This window comes from Microcoleus sp. T3_D1 (assembly GCF_036700405.1).
Taxonomy (GTDB): Bacteria; Cyanobacteriota; Cyanobacteriia; order Cyanobacteriales; family Microcoleaceae; genus Microcoleus.
The window spans coordinates 23,613-44,449 of sequence record NZ_JAUBOV010000042.1; the positions used below are offsets into that span (position 1 = coordinate 23,613).

At 46.3% G+C, this 20,837-nt stretch carries 24 protein-coding genes and 2 pseudogenes; 11 read left to right on the forward strand and 15 right to left on the reverse strand.

From position 1 onward, the window contains the following. Nucleotides 1–37 precede the first annotated feature (37 nt). From QT992_RS19400 to QT992_RS19415, 4 genes are all read right to left on the reverse strand, one after another. Nucleotides 38–2,254: a hypothetical protein gene (locus tag QT992_RS19400; protein ID WP_333342250.1), complete on the reverse strand. Its 2,217-nt coding sequence runs from the start codon at nt 2,252–2,254 to the stop codon at nt 38–40. A 736-nt stretch (nt 2,255–2,990) separates the two neighbouring features. Then, entirely contained in the window at nt 2,991–3,455 is a 465-nt protein-coding gene (locus tag QT992_RS19405; protein WP_333319786.1) for a Fur family transcriptional regulator, read from the reverse strand. Between the two features lie 174 nt (nt 3,456–3,629). Beyond that, on the reverse strand, nt 3,630–4,703 hold the full coding sequence (locus tag QT992_RS19410) for an Hpt domain-containing protein (RefSeq protein WP_333319784.1): 1,074 nt from the start codon (nt 4,701–4,703) through the stop codon (nt 3,630–3,632). Between the two features lie 82 nt (nt 4,704–4,785). Continuing rightward, nucleotides 4,786–5,040 (reverse strand): hypothetical protein, encoded by a 255-nt coding sequence (locus QT992_RS19415; RefSeq protein WP_242722877.1) that lies wholly within the window; start codon nt 5,038–5,040, stop codon nt 4,786–4,788. A 315-nt stretch (nt 5,041–5,355) separates the two neighbouring features. Here QT992_RS19415 and QT992_RS33650 point away from each other — a divergent pair, with 315 nt between their 5' ends. Together QT992_RS33650 and QT992_RS33655 are read left to right on the forward strand one after the other, a co-directional pair. Further along, nucleotides 5,356–5,580: a DUF1345 domain-containing protein gene (locus QT992_RS33650; RefSeq protein ID WP_445305388.1), complete on the forward strand. Its 225-nt coding sequence runs from the start codon at nt 5,356–5,358 to the stop codon at nt 5,578–5,580. Continuing rightward, nucleotides 5,546–5,626: a hypothetical protein gene (locus tag QT992_RS33655; protein ID WP_445305389.1), complete on the forward strand. Its 81-nt coding sequence runs from the start codon at nt 5,546–5,548 to the stop codon at nt 5,624–5,626. The genes QT992_RS33650 and QT992_RS33655 overlap by 35 nt, the downstream gene beginning before the upstream one ends. Nucleotides 5,627–5,711: 85 nt before the next feature. Here the strand turns inward: QT992_RS33655 and QT992_RS19420 are convergent, their stop codons facing one another. Continuing rightward, nucleotides 5,712–7,298 (reverse strand): GmrSD restriction endonuclease domain-containing protein, encoded by a 1,587-nt coding sequence (locus QT992_RS19420; protein WP_333342253.1) that lies wholly within the window; start codon nt 7,296–7,298, stop codon nt 5,712–5,714. Between the two features lie 61 nt (nt 7,299–7,359). On the opposite strand from QT992_RS19420, the gene QT992_RS19425 reads away from it, so the two are divergent. Then, nucleotides 7,360–7,503, forward strand: a complete 144-nt coding sequence (locus tag QT992_RS19425) for a hypothetical protein (protein ID WP_333342255.1) — start codon at nt 7,360–7,362, stop codon at nt 7,501–7,503. A gap of 124 nt (nt 7,504–7,627) precedes the next feature. Here QT992_RS19425 and QT992_RS19430 read toward each other — a convergent pair whose 3' ends face one another. Together QT992_RS19430 and QT992_RS19435 are read right to left on the reverse strand one after the other, a co-directional pair. Beyond that, entirely contained in the window at nt 7,628–7,969 is a 342-nt protein-coding gene (locus QT992_RS19430) for a DUF5615 family PIN-like protein (RefSeq protein ID WP_333319778.1), read from the reverse strand. Then, on the reverse strand, nt 7,966–8,199 hold the full coding sequence (locus QT992_RS19435) for a DUF433 domain-containing protein (protein WP_333207087.1): 234 nt from the start codon (nt 8,197–8,199) through the stop codon (nt 7,966–7,968). The genes QT992_RS19430 and QT992_RS19435 overlap by 4 nt, the downstream gene beginning before the upstream one ends. Before the next feature lie 146 nt (nt 8,200–8,345). On the opposite strand from QT992_RS19435, the gene QT992_RS19440 reads away from it, so the two are divergent. The 4 genes from QT992_RS19440 to QT992_RS19455 all read left to right on the forward strand — a co-directional run bounded on the left by QT992_RS19440 (nt 8,346) and on the right by QT992_RS19455 (nt 10,813). Beyond that, nucleotides 8,346–8,606: a sulfiredoxin gene (locus QT992_RS19440; RefSeq protein ID WP_333342257.1), complete on the forward strand. Its 261-nt coding sequence runs from the start codon at nt 8,346–8,348 to the stop codon at nt 8,604–8,606. Nucleotides 8,607–8,674: 68 nt separating this feature from the next. Then, a complete protein-coding gene (gene dps / locus QT992_RS19445) occupies nt 8,675–9,223 on the forward strand; it encodes a DNA starvation/stationary phase protection protein Dps (RefSeq protein WP_333319776.1) in 549 nt (182 codons plus the stop codon). 391 nt (nt 9,224–9,614) lie between these two features. Further along, on the forward strand, nt 9,615–10,247 hold the full coding sequence (locus tag QT992_RS19450; protein WP_333319774.1) for a helix-turn-helix domain-containing protein: 633 nt from the start codon (nt 9,615–9,617) through the stop codon (nt 10,245–10,247). A 239-nt stretch (nt 10,248–10,486) separates the two neighbouring features. Beyond that, complete coding sequence (locus tag QT992_RS19455; RefSeq protein ID WP_041623653.1) at nt 10,487–10,813, forward strand: STAS domain-containing protein; 327 nt, start codon at nt 10,487–10,489, stop codon at nt 10,811–10,813. A gap of 56 nt (nt 10,814–10,869) precedes the next feature. Here the strand turns inward: QT992_RS19455 and QT992_RS19460 are convergent, their stop codons facing one another. Further along, on the reverse strand, nt 10,870–12,006 hold the full coding sequence (locus tag QT992_RS19460) for a SpoIIE family protein phosphatase (protein ID WP_333319772.1): 1,137 nt from the start codon (nt 12,004–12,006) through the stop codon (nt 10,870–10,872). Between the two features lie 433 nt (nt 12,007–12,439). Between QT992_RS19460 and QT992_RS19465 the strand changes: the two genes are divergently transcribed. Next, entirely contained in the window at nt 12,440–12,919 is a 480-nt protein-coding gene (locus tag QT992_RS19465; protein ID WP_333319770.1) for an anti-sigma regulatory factor, read from the forward strand. A 470-nt stretch (nt 12,920–13,389) separates the two neighbouring features. On the opposite strand, the gene QT992_RS19470 is transcribed toward QT992_RS19465, so the two are convergent. The 5 genes and pseudogenes from QT992_RS19470 to QT992_RS19490 form a co-directional block, all read right to left on the reverse strand. Next, the gene (locus QT992_RS19470) at nt 13,390–14,115 is read right to left on the reverse strand and encodes a transposase (protein ID WP_333341168.1); all 726 of its coding nucleotides are present in this window, start codon (nt 14,113–14,115) and stop codon (nt 13,390–13,392) included. Next, nucleotides 14,108–15,894: pseudogene (gene ltrA / locus QT992_RS19475) on the reverse strand (group II intron reverse transcriptase/maturase). The gene QT992_RS19470 and the pseudogene ltrA overlap by 8 nt, the downstream one beginning before the upstream one ends. Nucleotides 15,895–16,483: 589 nt before the next feature. Continuing rightward, nucleotides 16,484–16,675 carry a hypothetical protein gene (locus QT992_RS19480; protein WP_333341171.1) on the reverse strand — a complete coding sequence of 64 codons (192 nt, stop codon included), beginning with the start codon at nt 16,673–16,675 and terminating at the stop codon, nt 16,484–16,486. Continuing rightward, nucleotides 16,635–17,063, reverse strand: coding sequence for a hypothetical protein (locus QT992_RS19485; protein WP_333341173.1), 429 nt, complete (start codon nt 17,061–17,063; stop codon nt 16,635–16,637). Before QT992_RS19485 ends, QT992_RS19480 begins: the two co-directional genes overlap by 41 nt. Nucleotides 17,064–17,177: 114 nt before the next feature. Continuing rightward, nucleotides 17,178–17,267: a helix-turn-helix domain-containing protein gene (locus tag QT992_RS19490; protein WP_333377549.1), complete on the reverse strand. Its 90-nt coding sequence runs from the start codon at nt 17,265–17,267 to the stop codon at nt 17,178–17,180. Nucleotides 17,268–17,847: 580 nt separating this feature from the next. Here QT992_RS19490 and QT992_RS19495 point away from each other — a divergent pair. Together QT992_RS19495 and QT992_RS19500 are read left to right on the forward strand one after the other, a co-directional pair. Then, nucleotides 17,848–18,069, forward strand: a pseudogene (locus QT992_RS19495) (hypothetical protein); the annotation flags it as partial. A gap of 19 nt (nt 18,070–18,088) precedes the next feature. Beyond that, nucleotides 18,089–18,283, forward strand: a complete 195-nt coding sequence (locus tag QT992_RS19500) for an ISAzo13-like element transposase-related protein (protein WP_333341195.1) — start codon at nt 18,089–18,091, stop codon at nt 18,281–18,283. 501 nt (nt 18,284–18,784) lie between these two features. Here QT992_RS19500 and QT992_RS19505 read toward each other — a convergent pair. Continuing rightward, complete coding sequence (locus tag QT992_RS19505) at nt 18,785–19,015, reverse strand: hypothetical protein (protein WP_333319763.1); 231 nt, start codon at nt 19,013–19,015, stop codon at nt 18,785–18,787. A 196-nt stretch (nt 19,016–19,211) separates the two neighbouring features. Next, nucleotides 19,212–20,546, reverse strand: coding sequence for a CHAT domain-containing protein (locus tag QT992_RS19510; RefSeq protein WP_445305797.1), 1,335 nt, complete (start codon nt 20,544–20,546; stop codon nt 19,212–19,214). A 227-nt stretch (nt 20,547–20,773) separates the two neighbouring features. Here QT992_RS19510 and QT992_RS33660 point away from each other — a divergent pair. Beyond that, on the forward strand, nt 20,774–20,837 hold a 64-nt coding region (locus QT992_RS33660; protein WP_445305798.1), incomplete at its 3' end, for a hypothetical protein.

Here is a 20,837-nt window from a genome sequence, read left to right on the forward strand (position 1 = left end):
ATTCGAGATTTTAGAGATCGATCGCGCGAAAACCCAATTACTCGGGCATCAAATTAGCATCAGGAGGCCCAGCCGATTCAGGAATCGAGGGTGGCGCGGGTTCTGGAGCCGGAGCCGGAGGAGGTGGTTCCGGAGCCGGAGCCGGTGCCTCTTCTCTCGCGGGCGGATAGTAAGGTTCCGGCTCCCTCGCGGGCGGATAGTAAGGTTCCGGTTCCGGCTCTCTCGCGGGCGGATAGTAAGGTTCCGGTTCCCTAGCAGGCGGATAGTAAGGTTCCGGAGCCGGGGCCTCTTCTCTCGGAGGCGGATAGTAAGGCTCTGGCTCTGGCGCGTACTCCTCCTGTCGCGGAGCTGGCGCGTACTCCTCCTGTCGCGGAGCTGGCGCGTACTCCTCTGCTGGAGCTGGCGCGTAGTCGCGAGCGGGTTCCGGCGCGTAATCGCGAGCGGGTTCCGGCGGCGGTGCACTGTTGGCTCTGAGTTCAGCACTCCAGCGCCCGATCGCACCTGCAGCCTCTGAATACAGCGCCCTACCGTAACCGATTTGGGAAGCCGTATCGATCGCCGCTCCTAGACTGCCTTGAGATGCCAATTCCGCAGCTCGATCGAGAATCGGTCTGTCTTGAGCAACTTGCAGTTCGCTCACCCACTGATAGACATTATCCTGAGCTTTCGCGTACAAAGTCCTACCGCTCTTAATTTGCGAAGCTTTTTCAATAGCCGCACTAAGTTTTCCTTGCTTCGCCAGGGCTATCGCTTCATCCAAAAAAGGCTGATCTTGAATAACTTCTATGCGTTTCGTCCACTGAGCCAGCAGAGTTTGCGCTTCTATCCTGCGAGGGCGGTTTTGAGCAATCAGAACTACCTGAGCCATGCCGCCCTTTAGTCCTTCAACCGTTTGCGCTTGGGCCAACTGCTTCGCCAGAGTCAGAAAAGATTGGTCTTCGATCCGCTCAATTTCCCGGCGCCAAGAAGCCACCAAAGTTTGAGCGTGAATCCGCCGCGGCTGCTTGAGTCCGATGGTTTGCGCTTGCTCGATCGCGAGTCCAAACGTCCCTATCTGACCGAAACTAGCGATCGTGCTCGCCACTTGCAGCCGCAGCAAATCTTGAAACTGCACCTGCAAATTTTCAATTTGAACTTGAGCTTGCTTGTACAGAGGACGACCCGGAGCTATTTTGCTAGCAGCCCCCTGCCCTTCCAGCAAGCTAAAAATGTGTTGTGGCAGCGGAGTTGATATCGACTGGTTCCACGTCACTGCCTGAGCCCTACCCAACTGCATCAAATCTTGAGCTTCCGCAAACAGTAGCGAATCCTGTGGCACAACAGAAGCAGCCTCGATCGCCCCCGGCAAATCTTTCGCCGCCAACCGCTTAGTAGCCATTGCCAGCAAAATTCGGCTCCAGCCCTCAATTTCCTTCTCAGCTTTAGCGCGGGCAAAAAGCTGCGAGTCGATTTTGCGAGCTAGGACGATTGCCTCAGCGAACTTTTGCGGAGTCTCGTCCTTCGCCAAATCTCTAGCCTCTTGCAAGCGCTGCCAGCCGTTTCTTTCCAATGAAATCTGCCCTATCAGCTCGTTGTACCGCTTCTGACTCCAGAAAATATTTTCCAGCTTAAATAGAGCTTGAGCATAATCCCAGGCTTTCCTTAAATCCTCACTTTTCAAAGCTGCTAGGGCTGTATCGTAGAGTTTTTGGCCCTCCTGCCAATTTTTTTCCCAAGCAGTCACAGCCTCCTCTACCTCTGGGTAAGACCGACTGGTTTTCGGAATTTTCGCCACAATCTCCAGAGCACCTTTCAAATCGCCCTTCTCAATTTTTGCCCTGGCAAATCCCAGAATGGCTTTCGACCATTCCCCTATCAAATGTTGACCTTGCGAGTATAGCGGATGTTCTTTCGGCCAAGCCTGCACCAAGGCCATTGCCGATTCTATCTGTTCTAGCTTGCCCGACTTCGCAGCTTGTTGAGCGCAGTAAAGTCGCTCTCCGTCCGCCGCCAGCGGCGACAGTTGCTGGCAATTCGGCGGTGGCGGCATTGTCAGCAACCACAGAAATGCAGCGGCACCGGTTACTCCAAATCCCACCAGGAGACTCAGCCAGATAAGCTGCCACTGCCAAAAAGTTCTTTTTCCCTCGGTTGGCTGCGCCGTTACGAAGGAACTCGCATCGCCTGTCGCCTCTGCACTGAACTGTGCCGTCGGTTTAGGGGATGGGTTGTATTGCGGTGGTGTGTGGAATTGGTCAGATTGTCGTCTCGCCATTACTTCAGCCTGTCCTGTAATGCGCACTCTTCACGTGACACTCCCACATCAAATCATAGATTGTGATGTCGGCTTCTGACTCCGGTTAAGGAGATCGAGAACTTCCTTCAAGGTACTGGCAATCTTTCCCTCTACGGTGTTTTATAGTGAGGTTCGTGTCTGGCCCCACTGGTTGCTTCCGAGCATTTTAGGCTCAAGAAGCACGTAAATCATACCAGTTATCTAACAGTTATTGACAGATTCCGGGGCAGTTTAGCAGAAAAAACAGTATAAAGCCCCGTCAGTCCATCAATTTTAGATTTGAGATTTGAGATTTGAGATTTGAGATTTTACTCCGCAGATGAATTGGGGGAGCGATTAAACTAAGGTCTAATATTAAATCCGGATCAGAAATTCCATTATCAGACTCAGCGGTTGAAACCGCAAATACACAAACTTTCGTCTCCTCCAAGCCGATTAAAAAATCAAGGGGGCACTACAGCCGGATTTGGTTTACACTTTTACGTGTAGCCGGTAGAAATGATTTTTTGGGTTTAGTCGAAAACTTTATTCCCGATCGCCAAACTTGCCGATCGAGTTTCATTTTTCTGTTTTCTGTTTTTTTCTACTGTGCCGAATTCCGGCGCGCGACGGCAAAAAGCCCGATCGAACCCAGCTAAATACTTAAATCATTTTATACCACCGGGCCGCCCTGTACAAATATCTGTTTTGCGTCCAACAGCCGCTGCTTTATCCGTTACGAAGCCTGTGGCGTATCGCTGACACTCGATGCTTGCGTGGCGGACTCGGCCGAGCGGTATCCGTAGAAATCTATCCGGTAGTCTACAATTTTGACACCCGTTTGCTCTTGGATTAGCTCGATCAAGTCGATCGGCAATTCCACATGAACGTCTAGAATCTGAGCCGTATCAAGACAATTGACGTGAGAGTGAGAGTCGCTGACATTGCCGTACAAGCGTCCCTCCGAGCGTTCTATGCACTCAATAATCCCTGCTCTCGACAAAGCTTCTAGATTTTGATAAACAGAAGTATGCCCGATCGAATGCGCTTGTTTGTTGAGGCGATCGTAGATTTCGCGAGCGGAGAGGTGTTCTTTTGCCTCCCACAAAAGTTCTAGAATAAATCGACGCTGGCGGCTCAAGCGCATTCCCATCGCCTGACAGCGGTTTAAAGCATCTTCTAATGAACTAATTGGTTTCACAGCTACCGCCTTATAAAGCCTGCTCGATTTTTTATTCTGGTACAATATTGCACGCCTACATATCCACTCATTCTAACGCAGGGTTGCCCAACAGTAGAAGGTAGAGGGCAAAAATCTCGAAAAAGTGAATTTTTTCGAGTTGCTGCTCAACTCTATCTTCTACTGCCACACATCCTAGTTCGAGGATTTGATGGCGTTAACCAATAACTTGGCGATTTCCGAGAGTTGCTTTTTGTTGAAAGTTTTGAGCAAAAGCTTGACTACCGCCTTCGGTTCGGCTGGAAGTGCTACTTGCTTCGAGGCTGCTGCTGGGGCTGCTGGAACGGCTGGGGGGCTTGCCTCTGCTGGTTTTGGGCTTGCTGCCAAAAGTAGCAAATTTTTACTCGGAACGATCGTCTTGACTTTCCCTACTTGTACTAAATCGCCAGCTTCTTTGAGTTCTTTGATAATCAGCGGAGCTAAGACTTTATAAGAGTTTTTGGGATTAACGATCGCTGCTCTAGCTGTTTTTACTAAATTTTGCCAAGTCTCTATTTTACCTCCCAACTTATAGAGGCGAACGCACACAGCCGTCAACTCAGAGCGACTAGCAGCCGATTCTTTCTGCTTGAACACCTGCAACATTTCTTTGAGTAAAGTCATCACTTCAACAGCAAAATTTGGCGGCACAGCGCCCGCTGTTGGAGCGGCGGGAGTACCAGACCCAGCAGCAACCGCCTGCACTTTGCCCGACGCCAATTTATCGAGGTGAGTTTCCAGTTGAGCAAAAACAGGCATCACCTGCTGCACGAGTTTTTCTCCCTCCTCATTCCTCAAGCCGAAAGGCCCCTCCAGTCGCCCCAGCAAGTCCTTAAGCGTATCAACTCCCTTTAAAAATAGGGATTCTGCCGTTTGGTCAACCTGCTTGACGGGCCCGTCCTTGAGCACCTTAAAACAATCTTCCAAGCGGTGAGCGGTTGTTTTAATACTATCTAAGCCAAGCATAGCCGCCCCTCCTTTCACGGAATGGGCGGCTCGAAACATCTCTTGGACGCTTTCAGGGTCTTTCATCGTGGACTTTAAATCCACTAAACCATTTTCTAGAGTATCGAGGTGCTCCTTAGCCTCCTCTATAAACAAACGCATAATTCGGTCTTGCTGATCTGACACGACAGTCCTCCTAACAATCTGTGCACCCTCCAGAAAGCACCCTCTTCGCGGGAGAAAACACGACTCCTGCCAAAAGTCGGAAGCTCCCATGCAAAACATTCTAGCCTGCCTCAGCTAGCAGACTCAAAATACTGGTATCAGGGCAATCTTAGCTCTCAAACTGGTGCGGTGGAGATTGAGCCTAAAGTTCTGAGGGAGTATCTGGAGCGACTTCAATACCCATTCCTTGTTTCATCATCTGCTGAGTCGTAATCAAGTCGCTTAACTCCTTGACTTCGACGCCGATATCTTGGCAAGCCTTTTTTAGTTCCCGCTCGAAGGTGTTGAGGTCGCCTCCGTAGCCGCAAAGCTTCGCGGCGGTGGCGATTCCTTGTTGGGCGTTGGCTTTGGCGCAGTCGATCAATTCAATGCCTTTGAGGGGTTGGGAGGATGCCATAATTTCAAGCCACAATTTATATTTTCTCCCACTGTACCTACAAGGTTGAGGTCGATCGATCTATCGAAAGGCATGAAAAATCCTGGCTGTGCTGCGTGTTACCAATTCATAGTTAATTTTTGGGATTGCCTGCCAAGATAGCAGTAGTTGGGATTTTCTAACCCTTACTGTGGCTAACCTATATTGGGTCTTGGATGCAGGTACACAGTAGACTCCAATTGCCAGCATTCGCTCTCCTATCTTGAAATTATCCGCGTTGCATCTGCGGTTTCCCGATCGATCGAAGATTTATGCAATAAGTCTCCTATCTTCAGGATGCAGTATGCCCGCAGCTACTACCGAAAGCGGAGCAAACTGCACGGCAGCTACTTCCAGGCGCGGGGTTGGGATTTTCCGGGCGACGACGAACCTCACTACAAAGATTTTTTATATTTCTCCTTTGGCATTGGCATGACTTGCCGGCGTTGCAGATGTGCAGATCACTTCTCGTTCGACGAGGTATATCGTGCTTTTTCACTGTGTGCTGTCGTTCTTTTTTAAGACCGCTATTTTGGGTAGGAGTGTCATTATTGCGGGATTGACTTGAGATGGTTCTGTAGCAGATGCTGCGATTTTTTGTTAAGGGGCGATCGATCTTGTTTTAGGGCGCTGGTTAAATCTAGAGCTTGGTTCTACACATCTTGCATCAACTGTTTTGCAAAAGTAGCTAACAGTTCTGCACGCTCATCCACAAATTTATCAAAATTATCATTGCAAAATTCCTGTGGGCAAAAAGCATTTGTTAAAATTTCTTTCAAGTCATCATCATTGGGCATGATAGTGATATACTCAGACGGTTTCTTTCGCCCTATTTTCTTGTTTTCTGAAGTGTTCAAAAAACAAAAGTTGGCAAGACAATTAATCTTTTCGTCAGAAGTGTTTAAATCTCTCAAGTAAGCTTTGGGATAAATATGATGAAACTCGGCTCTGTTGTACTTTTGCAAAACTTTATCTAAATCAATTGATGAACAGGATAAAAAAGTCTTTGGATTATTGTTTGCTAACATCAATATAAATGTCTTAGTATTTGCACTAGCTAACCTAAAATAATTAGCTTTGAAGAAATCATTACTTAGATCGTGAGAAATATCTCCAAAAGTATTCACCTCACCATTTTTAAGCTTTTGTATTTCTTCTATATCAGTTATGGCAGTTCTTTTAGGGCTACTACCATATCGGTTGGTAAAGCAAGATCGCCAAAACCACTTTTTTAATCTGGCATGAACTTTTGAGTCATAGGACACTTCCTTGCCATCTGGTTCTGCGTAGAAGGTACATAGAGGAATGATCAACGCAGAGGATGGTAAGTTCTTAAGGGACATAACCTTCAACTGCTTTCTTAGAAAGTCGATAGCACCCAAAATCCCATTCCTGACCTTGGGAAATGCTGCTCTGATTTGTTGACCATTCAATTCTAAGAGAGTATCTGGAGTAGGATCTTTCATTAAGATAGCCGCCGCACATCTCAATATCAAATCAGCATCCTCACCGACTTCAGAAAATCCGAACTCTTCAAGTTCTTCTTTCAATTCTTTGAAACTCTCTAATAAATCGAAATCGTCATTCCAAGTCCAGGCTGCAAGGAGTTGAAGAGTATCAAGTTCCATTCCTAGTCTATTAACGCGCTCAAATACGATTGCAACAATTGCTCTATCATCGGTCTTTAAAATTTGAGCAGGAATAGATACTTCTTTAAATTTCTCTTGAATTCTATCTAAACGTATAATTTGCTCATTAGTAAATTGGGTGGTTGCTTCTCTATATTTAACAGAGTCAAATAAAACACTCAGAGGAAAGTGTTTAGATGAATCAACATCGATCTCCGAAAGAGCCAAAAACTGACTTTCTTGTACATCCTCTTGTGCTCCCAAATCGAAATATATTCCAAGCCATGCACTATCGAAAGTTGGCTGTAGTTCGGTCTGAAAAACCGAAAATATTGATGTCAGCCTTTGCTGACCGTCTAAGACATAATCAATTGGGTAATCTTCTTTGGGTTGTGGAAGTTCAAATTGACCCAGCTTTCTCTCTACAGAAAGCTTGTATTTAGTTCGCCAAAAAAGTAATGAGCCAAAAGGATAATTTTTGTAGATACTGTCCATTAGATATGCAACTCTATCCATATCCCAGACAAAACCTCGCTGGAAAGCAGGAATCCGAACACTGCCACTACTTACAGCATCCAGCAACTGCCTGATAGAATAGGATTGATACTCCATATTTAAGCCTTACTCTCGGTAAATGTTTACGTACCACTATATCATCAAGCAATAATCTTGATTGAATTTTCCTTTCTACGAAACCACGATCAGCCTTTTAGTAATGGCAGAAGCAACTGTAAATACGCGGTCTAACAACCCGATCGGCGGACGGGCCAGAGGTATTGGTGATATTGCAAATGCTGCCTGCCGCCGCTTATCTTAGTCGTTAAGTAGCTTAATCTCTCGGTGAGAGCAGCATTTAAATACTATTTATCAGCATTCGAGATCAAGCTACCGTAATCTGATCTGTAAGACAGTGCTTTGGGCTTTTGGGGGAGTGATCGGCTTCAAGGGTTGTTGCTGATTTCGACGATCGCCTCTCCTTGACGCAATCGTTCTATTGCATCGGGTAAAGTGGCACTTAACAATTGTCGCAGGTTACGGTTTGTTACATTGCCACAGGTCAACCACAAAATTTGAGGGGGCGCTCCTAATCGACATACCAAATCGATGAAGTCGCTGTCTTTGGTCATAATCACAGCTTTTTCGGCTTGTGCTGATTCAAAAATTTCGGTATCTTGGGCATCTCGCAGTTGAATATCTCGCAACGCAACCGCTTCTAAATTAAAGTTATCTGTCAGCCAATTTGCCAGAGTTGGTGGCAGTTGAGCATCGATCCATATCTTCATGCCGTCAGTCTTGGGAAATCGGTACGTCGTGCAGCAAACAGTAAGCAAGCTTGAATATCTGCAAGCTCCAAGTCCGGGAAATCTTCTAAAATCTCAGTAATGCTGACGTTCTCAGCCAGCATTTCTAGGATGTCCGTGACTCGAATTCGCATTCCTCGAATGCAGGGACGACCACCACACTGACCGGGGGTTTGGGTAATGCGAGTTAACAAGCCAGTCGTTGAGTTCATCAGGGGTTGCCTGCAAGTTGCTTTGTTTCTCTCCATCTTAGCGAGCAATCCTCTCGAAACCAGGTTTTTGCGTAAGTTCTAATGTTTCTTGCCAAGTCGAAGTCATAACGAGTATGATTTAACTATAAGCAAAAAAGAGAGCCGCCATGAGGATAGAAGAAATTCCCCTCAACCAGATTCGCCGCCCCCTGCCGCGAGTCAACGACCAAACCAAAGTAGCCGCCCTCATGGAGTCAATCCGCGAGGTAGGTTTAAACGAACCCATCGACGTGCTAGAAGTAGATGGTCAGTATTACGGATTTTCCGGCTGCCACCGCTACGAAGCTTGCCAGCGTCTCGGTTTAGAAAGTATCCGCTGTAAAGTACGCCGAGCTCCCCGTGCCGTGTTGCAGATGCACTTAGCCTGAGCCTCTCAATAGAAATTCACGACAGGCAAATATTCGATCGACAATCACTAATAACAAGCTAAAAACCTATGACTACCAACAACCACAAACAACATCTTTACCCCACCCGCATCGATATGTCAGCCGCCACCCGCTCTCAAGTAGTGGGGCTGCTCAACGCCACGCTGGCAACGACTCTGGACTTAAAAACTCAAGTCAAGCAAGCTCACTGGAACGTCAAAGGCATGGACTTCTACCAGTTGCACTTGCTGTTTGACGAAATGGCAACAGAACTCGAAGAATACATCGATTTGGTTGCCGAACGGGTCACAGCTTTGGGCGGTTTGGCTGTAGGAACAGCCCGCACAGCCGCTGCAGATTCGATTTTGCCAGAATTTCCTTTCGACATTTTAGACGGCAAAGAATACGTGACGGCTTTAGCCGATCGCTACGCACCCTACGCCAAACACCTGCGAGTCGCCATCGACAAAACAGACGAACTCGGCGATGCCGATACAGCGGATCTGTACACGGAAATTTCGCGGGCAATTGACAAGCGTTTGTGGTTCCTAGAAGCGCATTTGCAAGGTTCTGCGACAACTGCAACAGCCGCCGCCGAAAAAGTTGCCGTCAAATAGCCACAAAAAAAGTTGTGGGGTGGGCGCAGGAGCCCGCCCCACAGATGTATTTCCTTAAGGCTCGTGACAGTTTACGATCGAGAATATGTCCATTTAGTGAACAAACCTGACGGTCAACTGAGTACAGTTAGACCGCAGGCTTCTTTTTCCTTTTTTTTCTCAGGCTTTTTATAGTGAGGTAGTTCCACCCCCACTTGCTAATATAGTATCAGAGTATTTCCCGATCGTATTGGGGTATAAAAGAATAATTGTCGGTTTCGGTACCGAAACCCGACGAGCCTTTCATCCCAAGGAGTAATTTATTCGGGGTACGGGGCACAGCGCTCTGATTAATCCCCTCTAAATATACCGAGGGACTTCCCGGCTAATAGTTAATTTGGATGAGTTTTTCGTGACTGCCAATATTCCAGATTATGCTCCTCAACTGCAACGCCTGATGGAACAGGCGGGGCTTTCGAGCGATCGAGAACTCAGCCAAAAAGCAGGAGTTTCCGAGATCCAGCTAAGTCGCCTGCGTCGCGGCTTAGCTTTGCAAACCCGCGCCGACATCCTGCTCAAAATCAGTCAAGCTTTGCAAATTTCCTTAACCGAACTGCTGGCAACCTTGGCGCCCAACTATGTAGAGTTAGAGCAGACACCACCGACAGCCCTAGAACAAGAATATCAGCGCCTGCAAGCTTCGATCGAACAGCAGCGAGAATCTTTGATGCAGGAATTCCAGCTATCTAGCGTGCAAATTTTAGAATCTTGGATGTTGCAGTGGCCGACGGCTGCGAGCAAAGCTCAGGAAAATCACAACTTGCGGGCTCAGAAACTACTGCCCTTGCTGCGGCCCGTCGAGCAGTTATTAGAGCATTGGGGAGTGGAGTCGATCGCCCCAGTCGGAGCCGAGATTCCCTACAACCCCCAACAGCATCAGCTCATGGAAGGAACAGCCGAGCCCGGAGAACCCGTCAAAGTCCGCTACACAGGCTACAGACAAGGCGACAAACTGCTCTACCGCGCCAAAGTTAGCTTAGTTTGATTAATACCAGAAGGCATTCGGCAGAACAAAGATTGTCCCTATCTCAAAATTCACTCCATGCGTTGCGCTGCGACTGCGATCGGCGTTACGATCCGCGACGAACACCATCTTTTGCACTCAAAACTATTCTCCCGCTCTCAGGCTCTGGCGCTTTCCCCCTCTCTTATTTGGATCGGAGTCCATCTCGCAGCTATACTAGCCTAGTCTGGCTAGAAATTCTGACATTCCCACCGCAAAATATGAGTCCTGTAGTTAAAATTATTCAGCCCTCTGGCATTTTAGACGGCACCAAGGCAAGTCAATTCCGCCAAGAGATTAGCGACCTAGTGGAAGCGGGAGCTGATGTGGTATTGATAGACTTCACTGATGTGACATTTATGGATAGTTCTGGTTTGGGCGCTTTAGTCTTGGCGCTCAAAACAGTCCGGGCCGCTGGGAGTCAATTAGTTGTCTGTTCTATCAACGAGCAAATCCGCATCTTATTTGAACTCACCAGTATGGATCGAGTTTTCGAGATATTTCAAACCCGCGATGCTTTTAATAGCAAAATTCTCTCAACTAACTAAATCTTTGGGCTGCTGCCTTCTTGCTATTTGGTCGCAGATGCAATGCAAGAAGTCAGCTAGCCAAAGTTTACCTTGAGTAAAGACCAATCATCATCAAAAACTGCTTTAGCGTTCAACTTTTGAATGTAGTTCAAAACCAGCTCTAACTGGTCGGCACTTGCACCGTTGTAAGCTGCTAACAGGTCGATGAAAGGGTCAAGCCCCCAGATATTGCCGTCAGGTTGGTGGATCTCGTATACCCCGTCGCTAAAGATGTAGAGAGTGCTCAAATCCTCGACATCGCAGCAATTATCGATGTATGGGGCGTCGGGGAACATCCCGACCGGCATTCCGGGGGTTTTTAATCGCTGGATTTTAGCGGTGCTCGCAGGGGACTGGGAAATCAACACTGCCGGTGGATGGCCGGCGCTGGCATAAACTAGCTGGCGAGAAATGCGGTTGTAAACGCCGTACCAGATGGTGAAATACTTGTCATTTTGGTAGCTCATCTGGAAGGTGGTGTTCAGGGCGCGCAAAACGTCGCTGGGTTTGTAGTAGTCTATGTTGGGGAGCGTGCGCGATCGCAGCAAATTCAGCACGGCCACCGAAGGCAGCGCCGCCCGCAAACCGTGACCGGCTACGTCTAGCAAGTAAATCGCCAAATAATCGGCATCCAGCCAGTTGTAGTCGAAGCAATCTCCCCCCAACTGCCGGGAGGGAATGAATTTTGCTTCGATGCTGAAAGGTTCCTTCATCGGATCTGGCAGCAGCGATTGCACGTACTCGGCGGCCTCGGCTAACTCTGCTTCCAGACTTTGCTTGGCTATTTTCAAATCTCGGCTGAGTTGGTGCAGCCTCAATCCCGCGCGTACTCTTGCCTGTAACTCGTTGAGTTCGATCGGCTTGGAGATAAAATCGTCGGCACCGGCGTCGAGGCCTTTGACTCGATCGGCGATCGAACCCAAAGAAGTCAACAAAAAGAATTGTGTAGTTGACAGATCCGGATCTGCCTTAACTCGACGGCAGACATCGATGCCGGTCAAGCGCGGCATGATCCAATCGCAAATTATCAGGGCCGGACGCAATTTTTGCGCCTGGGCTACACCGTCTTCGCCATTGCTTGCTACTGTTACTTCGTAACCCTGTTTTTTCAGGGTTCTTCTCAGCAGTTCTTGAACAGCCGTATCATCGTCAATAACCAGAATTTGAAACATGGGCACTTAGGTACTACAAGTTTTTCAAGGTCTGGGGGTCATTTAAAATATATCCTGTCAGCGCCCTTGTCTGAGATTGAGTATAGTTGATTGACATCGCTTTCGAGGTAATTGCTTTTGACGGCGGGTCGTTGAGTTCAATTTACGTTAAAATTTGATATAAATTTGGCGCGATCGAACTTCACTCAGTTTATACTCAGAATATAAATTTTTATAGACTTTTATTTGCCACAGGCGCTGGTTGACATGAAAATGCTATTTATGGTATAGTGGCTAACCGATTAGTGGATTAGACATCGATCGACGGCCCACCAAAGCTAGTATCCTCACACAACCATTCAATTTAGCCGCCGTTATACTTTAGTCTCGTGGTATTTTATCTGGTTGTATTTTGTCTCGTTGTATTTTGCCCACGGGCCGATGAAGAACTTCTGTGGTGAGCGTGATTGAATTAAAGGGTTCCGAAAAGTTGCCGATGCTAAAAAAAGCGGATCTTCAAGTAAATACAGGTCTGAATGGATTAAGCTGGGTTTTGTCGTGGTTTGCACAATTGTACGAGTCGCGAATTCCTACAAGTGTGTGGATAAGGTGTCAGTTGGCTTTGGCTGAGGGCTTTACGAATGCGGTGCGTCACGCCCACAAGGGCAAACCAGCGGATTTGCCTGTTGACATTGAGGTGGCTGTGTTCGCTGAATCTTTAGAGATTAAAATTTGGGACTCAGGCGATCCGTTTGATTTAGAGAAAAAAATCAAAGATATTTCGGAAAAAGTCGATGTTCACTCTCCGGGCGGGCGGGGGCTAAAATTAATCAAAGACATCGCAGACAGTATTAGTTACGAGAGAACGGCTGATGGACGAAACTGTTTGTCGATGGTCAAAAATTATTCGCCCTGTATCGACTCTCGAAAATAGCCACGGCATGCCGATGGGCCTACATATTTTTAGCGGGTAAGCGTTGAGGGTTGATTAACAGTAAGACTTTTTCTGACATTTGCTAACAATCACTTACATTTGCCTTCTTGTCTTCATGTCATATAGAATGAATTTAGCCACTCAGATGTAGGTGAAAAACCTTGGTAGTACGCAACCGCTATATAAATAAGTTGCCTCTACATTATCAAAGCAAATAATCAGATTGGCTAAGAGCTGTAAGCGATAACCAAGCTGAAGGCAAGAATATAAGTGCTTGTAGAAATTTCTACGGGCATCGGTTGATACGCCTTTGTTGAGATATGATCTCAACTTATGTATTTGTTAGCAAATGTTAGCAAAAAAGTATCGGTAGCCCCTCAACGCTTCCCTCAGAACTCTGGGTGACTCGTGAACGAACCTGACGGTCAACTGAGTACAGTTAGACCGCAGGCTTCTTTTTCCTTTTTTTCTCATGCTTTTTTGAGTGACGGAGTTCCCCCGCCACTTTTGTAACTCAGACCAATTTTTCTTATGAGTTTGGCTGAATTTTCATCTCGATCCAAAGATTCTCCACATTGACAAGAATGCCACCGTTCCGATAATTCTTTCGGGACTTTGTTGAGGCAGTTCCAACAGTGCTGGGAAGTTCCCTTTGGCTCAACAAATAAAACACTTTTACCCCATTTCCAGGCGACATATTTCAGAACGCTAGCAAATTGCCCATGAGCAGCATCAAGCATGGATTTATTCAAACCACTCTTAGCTGACTGACCGTTAGGCAAATAAACCAAATTACCATTCTCAATATCAGTCTTGGGCTTGGCACGTCTAGTTAGATTTTTGACGCTCAAATCTTCAACAACTAAAACCTCACACTTGCTAAGTAGCTCATGTGCAGTTTTAAATTGAAAATCTAATCTAGCTCTAGCTACAAACTGATGGAGTCTGGAAACCTTGTCCTTGATTATTTTCCAAGGTTGAGAACCCTTGACTCTATTAGCTAACTTCGCTTGAAGCCTTGCTAATTTCTGAGCCGATTTCCTCAAGAATCTAGGATTTTCAACTCTCTCGCCATTGGAAAGATAGACGTAATTATTAAACTCAGCGAGACTGTCACCAGTCCCGCTGGTCTTCAAAACCGTGCATGAGATTTTCACCTCACACGGCTCCTCAATGCTTTGGTGCTTGTTACGCATACCTCATTACCCATTTATCATCGACTTTTTCAAGTTTTCTGGTGGGCTTAGGCTTGGCACTATTACAGCCAGATTGGTTGCCGAGACTGCCATCAATAGCTGTCTTTGTGTCGTGGCAATGTCTGTGAAGGAGTTGCCAATTATCGTAAGAATCCTTTCCACCTTGCGATTTAGGGATTCTGTGGTCAATTTCCATCACATCGTTTTCACGGAAAAACAATCCACAGTGGGTACACTTCCCTTTTTGCTTTTTCAGGAGTTTCGATACCTTACTTGGCATTTCTGGGTTTTTACCCATTCTTGTACTCCAGTAAACCAGATTCCCGTCGTAGGGAGACGATTCGCTTTTAACTTTTATATGTCGCACTATTGGAGTGTCGGCATGGTCTAGTAACCGAAGTGGGGTTGAACCTTCCTTCTTGGTTGCGAATACCCAGTTATCACCGTTTATAGGGTGCCAATATCTTTTTGATACCCATTCCCCATTCTTTAAGGGGTGACGGTGTTTTGACCAAGCTCTTAACTTTTGGTACATGAGGTCATCGATGTCTGAGTAAGCAACCTTACTTACTACAGTCGCATAGTAGTTAGCCCATCCCCGGATAATTGGGTTTAAATGGCTGATTAGCACTGCTTGCGGTGCTGCCTTATGGGCTTTAATTACACTAGCGATTTGGTCGTAATGTACCTTTTGCTTCTGCTTGCTTGGGGTGATGATTGTCTTAAAACCTTGTTTCGAGTGATACTTTCCTACGGGAAATTGTTGTATCTTGAATCCCAGGAAGTCGAACCCTGGGTTTTCTTGCTCATACTGGTTAAGGGTGTGGGCAAGTCTCGTTTTAGAAGGCTTAAGTTCCAAGTTCATGCCTTTTAACCATTCGGAGATAATCTCTTTGCATCTTTGAACAACAGTTATGTCAACGCGCGAGAATCACGAAGTCATCGGCATAACGAATCAGGCTAAGACTCCTACGGTTATCCCTTTTGCCTTTGCCACTTTTAGTAGGCAATGTTTCTGCGAACTGTTTAATTCGTTCTTCCATCCCGTGGAGGGCAATATTTGCCAGTAACGGAGAAATAACCCCGCCCTGTGGAGTACCCTCAGATGTTGGAAACAACTGCATATCATCCATCACTCCCGCTTTTAACCATGCACGAATCTGTCGGCGAATGGTGGGGAATGTATTTAATTTGTTGAGCAGTGCTTCATGGTCAATCCGGTCGAAACATTTAGTTATATCGGCATCAAGCACATATTTAGGCTTTTTATTGATGCTTAAAAATATAGCCTCGACTGCATCTTGGCATGAACGTCCAGGTCTGAACCCGAAAGAGTTAGGTTCAAATCGCGCTTCCCATTCTGGCTCTAACACCAGTTTGACAAGTGCGCGGCATCGCTCGGTCTTCCATTGTAGGTATGCCTAAAGGTCGCTTCTCTTCCGTTCCAGGTTTGGGAATCCATACTCGCCTAGTCGGACTAACCTTAGACCCCAGTTTTAGATTATTTACTAACTTCAAACGTGCTGCTGGGGACAAGGATTTCACCCCGTCCACTCCTGCCGTTTTCTTGCCAGTATTATCCTGGGTTACTCTACGAACCGCTAATACCTTTGCTGACCAAGACTTCATCAGCGTCTTTTGGAGTCTGCGTATAGCTTTCACATCACCACGTTGAGAGGCTTGAAAAATTCTCTTTTGGAGCTTATAAACCTTACGTTCTAGCTTTCGCCAGTTCACTTGGTTCCATTCCACCGTAGTCTTTAAACTCGTTTTAGACATTTTTACTCACTACTTGAGACTTTTCCTTCCAAATCATCGTGAGTCCGTCTGCATATCCTGGGCATTACCCCAGACTTTAAGCTTCTGACCCAATCTTTCCTACTCGTTGCATACGGTTAGCACCTACTACAGGGATTCGACCACCTGAGAGCAGACGAGAGGTTATCTCGTTCCGAATGACCATACTGTGTACATTTAGAGTGATGTTATTCGCCGGGTTTGTCGGAAGTGCTTGTTGGTCAAATAACTACTTGCCAACTCCTTTTATCCTGTGCCTTTTGGCTCCAGCGCATTAAGCCTTATTTCGCTGGTTTCTGGTAACGACGATTCAAACACATCTTCAAGCCGAGGCTTTACTCATGGGTACTTTGCTCGATGCTTACCGACTTAGGCTGTTGGTAATAACATCTTTTCTCCCCGCTTTACAGATTGATGGCTAGTCGCTACCGTAGGGGAGATGCTTTCACCGCTGCACCTGCGGGGTAGGATTTGAGTGTTCTAGGGTACTGATTCTCACCTACATGGTCATTCAGTTGTCAAGGTTCTATTCCTTGCGGCTAATCCCCCTAATCCTTTATAGGACTGGTTTCTAGCCAACGATTCGCACAGTGACTCCCAAATCAATGCCAACAGTATTTTCGACCGTCGGTTGAATTTCTGCAACCGTTACGGGAACCGTTTTATCTTCTAGCGTCAGGGAAATATACCATCCATCCGCTTCTGGGATAACTGTACCCGTCTTAACTTTGAACTTTGTTGGTATGGGACGGTGGAAAACCATAGGCACGCTTACCTATTTTGGCGAGACTAATACAAATCCTATCTTGCTCGTCCTTGACAATATCTAAGTTATCTAGTTGAGGATAAGTGAAGGATTTGTAGTAGTGAAGCCCTTTGAATCTTGGCTTGCCTCTACGATTGCCGTTTTTGTCGGGCGTGGTGAAGTTTGAAAAGGAAGTTTCAACTCGGTTGACGACATCTTGCAAAACCTGGGAATCTAACACTTTATAATCAGGGAATAATTTTTTAGTGTTTTTCAGGTCAGCTAATTGTATCGTCTGCCACTGTACATATCCGCCTTCAATGTTTGAGAAAACATCACCTTTCCTGGTTAGAGGATTGCCTGACTCATCCTTTTTTCTGCCATCCCTAGTTTGCACTCTAGTCAAGGGAATATTTCGATAAATCTCCTCAACAGGGACTATCGAAACAATCAATGGGCAGGCGTTGATAGGTGTTCTCGTGGTTTCCCACCACCTAAATCTTTCGCCGATTCGGTAGTTTTACTGCCGACGGCAGAGTTCTAAATGAGCCACAATAGTTGATAGTTGGGGCTTGGTTGGTTTGAGGCGGTATTTGTAAGTGAGTTGCATTTTTAGCTTCTTTTTTCGACCTACCTTAATATACCATTTCTTTTGTTTTAATATCTAGGAAGTACCTCAAAGTTAAAGGTACTCGCAATGTCTAATTGTCGCTTTGGGTACCTACACCCGACGAGCCTTTCATCCCAAGGAGTAATTCCCAACGGGGTACTTCGCGCAGCGCTCAGATTAATCCCCTCTAAATATACGCCCGGGACTTCCCGGCTGGTAGTTAAGCCACTACGCAGCTTATGATGTTTTGATTTGACTGCAGCGCCCTAGATACTGGCAATTCCCATAGCATCGGTATTTCCGGTTCTTCCGTACCTAGTGTGCTAAAACATTAGGGCACTGCCATCCGAAGCAGATTAACTCGCAAATGAGGTAATCTCGGTGAGACTCCCTATTTGCCTAGATTTTCTTCAAACGCTTCACAGGCGGGCATGAGGCAGAAGTCTGATTTTTTATTTGAGCAATTAGTTGGCTTCTAATCTGAGTAAGATTAACGAGAGAGCGGATTAGGAATTAAAATAGTAAAGATACCAGTGAATTCGCCTGTGAGTCTTTAAAAAGTTGGTGGAATAATTATGGTAAAGCTACCTACCCTAACGCTAATTCTATTTTGGCAAAATGTGATGGGGGAGGTAGTAAGCTGTCACGCATTTAAATTGGATATTCAGGGCGGGATCTTAGGCCCAACCCCTACTCCCCACAAGACTTAGATTATTTTTTGACATTCAATTTAAATGCACAACAGCTTAATAATGCTAATCATTATATTTTCCCCGAAGATTTGCAGCAATTAGTTAATGAAATAGGAATTGAGAACAGAATTGCTCATTACCCTCCTTATACATCTAAATATAATCAAGAAAGAACATGGACTTTTTCCTCATATTACCAGGGCTTGTCAAGGAGGGATTTTTACAAGCTTAGAATTAGTCAAAGCTCTCGTCGAAAAAACTCAAACTAAAACGGGACTATCTGTAGCTGTAAATATCTTTAATAAAGCAATACGCTTGGGTTAAAACTATTTATTCCGGGCGAGATCCCTTGCAGCATACCCCCTACTCCCCCTGATTGTTGGGGGACGCAAGAGTAATTTCTTGTCCCACCCCCTACTCCCCTTGTAGGGGCGGTGCCAAGAGTGCCCGCCCTTGGCGCCAGGGGGATCGAGCTTAACCCAAGCGTATTGCTTAATAAAGTTTATCAAACTGGTCCAAAGGTAGCTGATAATTTCAAAAATACTATGCAAATTGTTTTTGACGAATATTTGCCCAAATGTAATTATCGAGCCGTACCCCAACCTGAGTAATTCATTAAGTTATTTATTTTTCATTCCTTAGCCAAACTCAGCTTTACAAAACGCACTGAGGGGGTGAGAACGCCTCTCAAACTTTGATTATAAGAGCATTAAGGCGGCTGAACTACGAAAAAGATAGGGGATTATTGACAGGTTTATTAACTCATCGGATCGGTAGCGATCGCCCGATGTAGCCTCATTTTCCACGAGAGAAACCCAAAAAACCTCACCGAACGCACCGACTCCGCTCTTTTTTGAGGTATATCAACTCAAACCGTAAGTCTTGTAAGTTTTGCCACTTGCTTGTCACGCCGTCAAGGGCGATCGCACTCGGAACTTGCTTGCGGGCGATCGACTGTTCCCGAAAAATCATTGAGTTCCAACCAATAATATCAAATCTGTTAGCATCGGAACTATTCCTATCTCTATTCTCGACCTCTGCGTGAATCAGGGTCAATCCCTTGTCCGGGGCGGTTAATACATTCTCTTTTTTTAACCGCAGATGAGGGCAGATGCAACACAGATTAACGCAGATGAATTAGAGCAATTTCGGTGGCACCATCCGTGATTGTTGATTGTTGACTGTTGACTGGATTTTACTATGGGGATGCTACCGGAATTGATATAACAAACCACTAATCACTAATCACCAATCACCAAGGACTCCCAATCATCACAAAAGCCGACCAATAATAAGGATGCGACAACTTTAAATCCGCAAACCCTTGCAGCGAAGCCGGCAACTCCACCCCCTCGCCCCGACTCGAACCCCGCAATCGGCCGCCCTCCAAACGCACATCTCCCCGCAACATCGCAATTTGCGCTTGTCGCAGCGCCGCCCCCTTAATTCGCGCCGTCTTCAACTGCTGGTAAAACTCACTCATCAATCCCAAAGTACCTTCATCACTCACGTACCACAAACTTCCCAAAGCCGTTTGCACCCCGGCTTGCAGCGCCAACCCCCCAAAACCCAACTCCGCCTGTGCATCTCCCACCGCAGTCCGACAAGCACTTAAAACTAACATATTCACCTGCGGATCATTCAATCTCAAATCCCGCAATTCATCCAGTCGCAGCCGAGTATTCCACAACTGAATAAAAGAATTATTCGGTGCTCCAGGTCGAAATTCGCCGTGAGTAGCTAAGTGAATAACCCCAAAAGATCGGCTTTGATGCTGTCGCTTCAAATTCTCCAAAGTGAAACCCTCATTTAGAAAACTAACTCCCGGCCACTCTCTAGAAATAGCGGCTATTTCAGCAGGAACTGCCGGCAAAGGATTCAACTCGGAAAATTCCGAGGCACCCATTGCTAAAACTTGAGAATTTCTGAGATCGACGTAGCGACTATCTGTTAAATTCATGCTGGGCATCAGGCTGAGATTGTACTTTTCCACCAAAAATTGCTGTCCGTCGTGCAAAGCAGCAAAGGGCATACCTCTCAAGCCTCGATCGACAACAAAGGAAATAGTATCAGTTTCGCACTTTGTCAAACTGTCCTCTAAAGGCCCAATCATCCACTTATAAAGCTGTTGGGAAGATGGTAGATAACTCGTAGTAGCCCGCACCCCCGGTTTGGTAATCTCACCCCTGAACTCATTTACAACTTTCAGAAGTTGTTGCCGGTTCGCTGACGGCACACTTTTGTGAACCACTTCACCGCAAGAAGTAATCAGCATTAAATTTAATTCTTCGGGCTGCGAGAACAGATAAATTAAGCTGGGTTTCGTGCCGGTTTGTGCGCCCACCGAGGCTAACTTTTTTTGAATTTCCTCTGGGGATACCAACTCGTCGCTGGTGTTGATGCCTAAATATTCCCCGAATTCTTGGCTGAAAGATTTGTCCAGCAGAGACAAAGCTTCCGATATTTTGCCGGTTTCCAAATTCCTGCCGATGTCGCCGCGAAATGCTGACTGAATAACTGAATCTCTGATATTTGAATTGATGAAATTTCTCAGTCCTCTGGGAGATTGCATTCTTTCGGGCGGCATCCTTTCTCCGGGTTTTCCTATATCTCGCGATATTCTGTTTTGGTTCTGCCGCTGTTCGCGACTAAAGGGTTGGTTGCGATCGGGAAAAAGCGATCGCCCTCTATCAAATCGCGATCTATCCCTTGGTAATATTGGCGGTGGATTTGTATCGGGTGGATTTGTATCGGGTGGATTTGTATCGGGTGGATTTGTATCGGGTGGATTTGTATCGGGGGGATTTGTATCGGGTGGATTTGTATCGGGTGGATTTGTATCGGGTGGATTTGTATCGGGTGGATTTGTATCGGGTGG

Coding starts and splice junctions, on each gene's coding strand:
- QT992_RS19400 (WP_333342250.1), bottom strand. CDS start 2,254: ATGGCGAGACGACAATCTGACCAATTCCACACACCACCGCAATACAAC.
- QT992_RS19410 (WP_333319784.1), bottom strand. CDS start 4,703: ATGTTTTGCATGGGAGCTTCCGACTTTTGGCAGGAGTCGTGTTTTCTC.
- QT992_RS19415 (WP_242722877.1), bottom strand. CDS start 5,040: ATGGCATCCTCCCAACCCCTCAAAGGCATTGAATTGATCGACTGCGCC.
- QT992_RS33650 (WP_445305388.1), top strand. CDS start 5,356: ATGCAGTATGCCCGCAGCTACTACCGAAAGCGGAGCAAACTGCACGGC.
- QT992_RS19420 (WP_333342253.1), bottom strand. CDS start 7,298: ATGGAGTATCAATCCTATTCTATCAGGCAGTTGCTGGATGCTGTAAGT.
- QT992_RS19430 (WP_333319778.1), bottom strand. CDS start 7,969: ATGAAGATATGGATCGATGCTCAACTGCCACCAACTCTGGCAAATTGG.
- QT992_RS19435 (WP_333207087.1), bottom strand. CDS start 8,199: ATGAACTCAACGACTGGCTTGTTAACTCGCATTACCCAAACCCCCGGT.
- QT992_RS19440 (WP_333342257.1), top strand. CDS start 8,346: ATGAGGATAGAAGAAATTCCCCTCAACCAGATTCGCCGCCCCCTGCCG.
- dps (WP_333319776.1), top strand. CDS start 8,675: ATGACTACCAACAACCACAAACAACATCTTTACCCCACCCGCATCGAT.
- QT992_RS19455 (WP_041623653.1), top strand. CDS start 10,487: ATGAGTCCTGTAGTTAAAATTATTCAGCCCTCTGGCATTTTAGACGGC.
- QT992_RS19460 (WP_333319772.1), bottom strand. CDS start 12,006: ATGTTTCAAATTCTGGTTATTGACGATGATACGGCTGTTCAAGAACTG.
- QT992_RS19470 (WP_333341168.1), bottom strand. CDS start 14,115: ATGCGTAACAAGCACCAAAGCATTGAGGAGCCGTGTGAGGTGAAAATC.
- QT992_RS19480 (WP_333341171.1), bottom strand. CDS start 16,675: ATGGTTTTCCACCGTCCCATACCAACAAAGTTCAAAGTTAAGACGGGT.
- QT992_RS19490 (WP_333377549.1), bottom strand. CDS start 17,267: ATGCAACTCACTTACAAATACCGCCTCAAACCAACCAAGCCCCAACTA.
- QT992_RS19510 (WP_445305797.1), bottom strand. CDS start 20,546: ATGCCGCCCGAAAGAATGCAATCTCCCAGAGGACTGAGAAATTTCATC.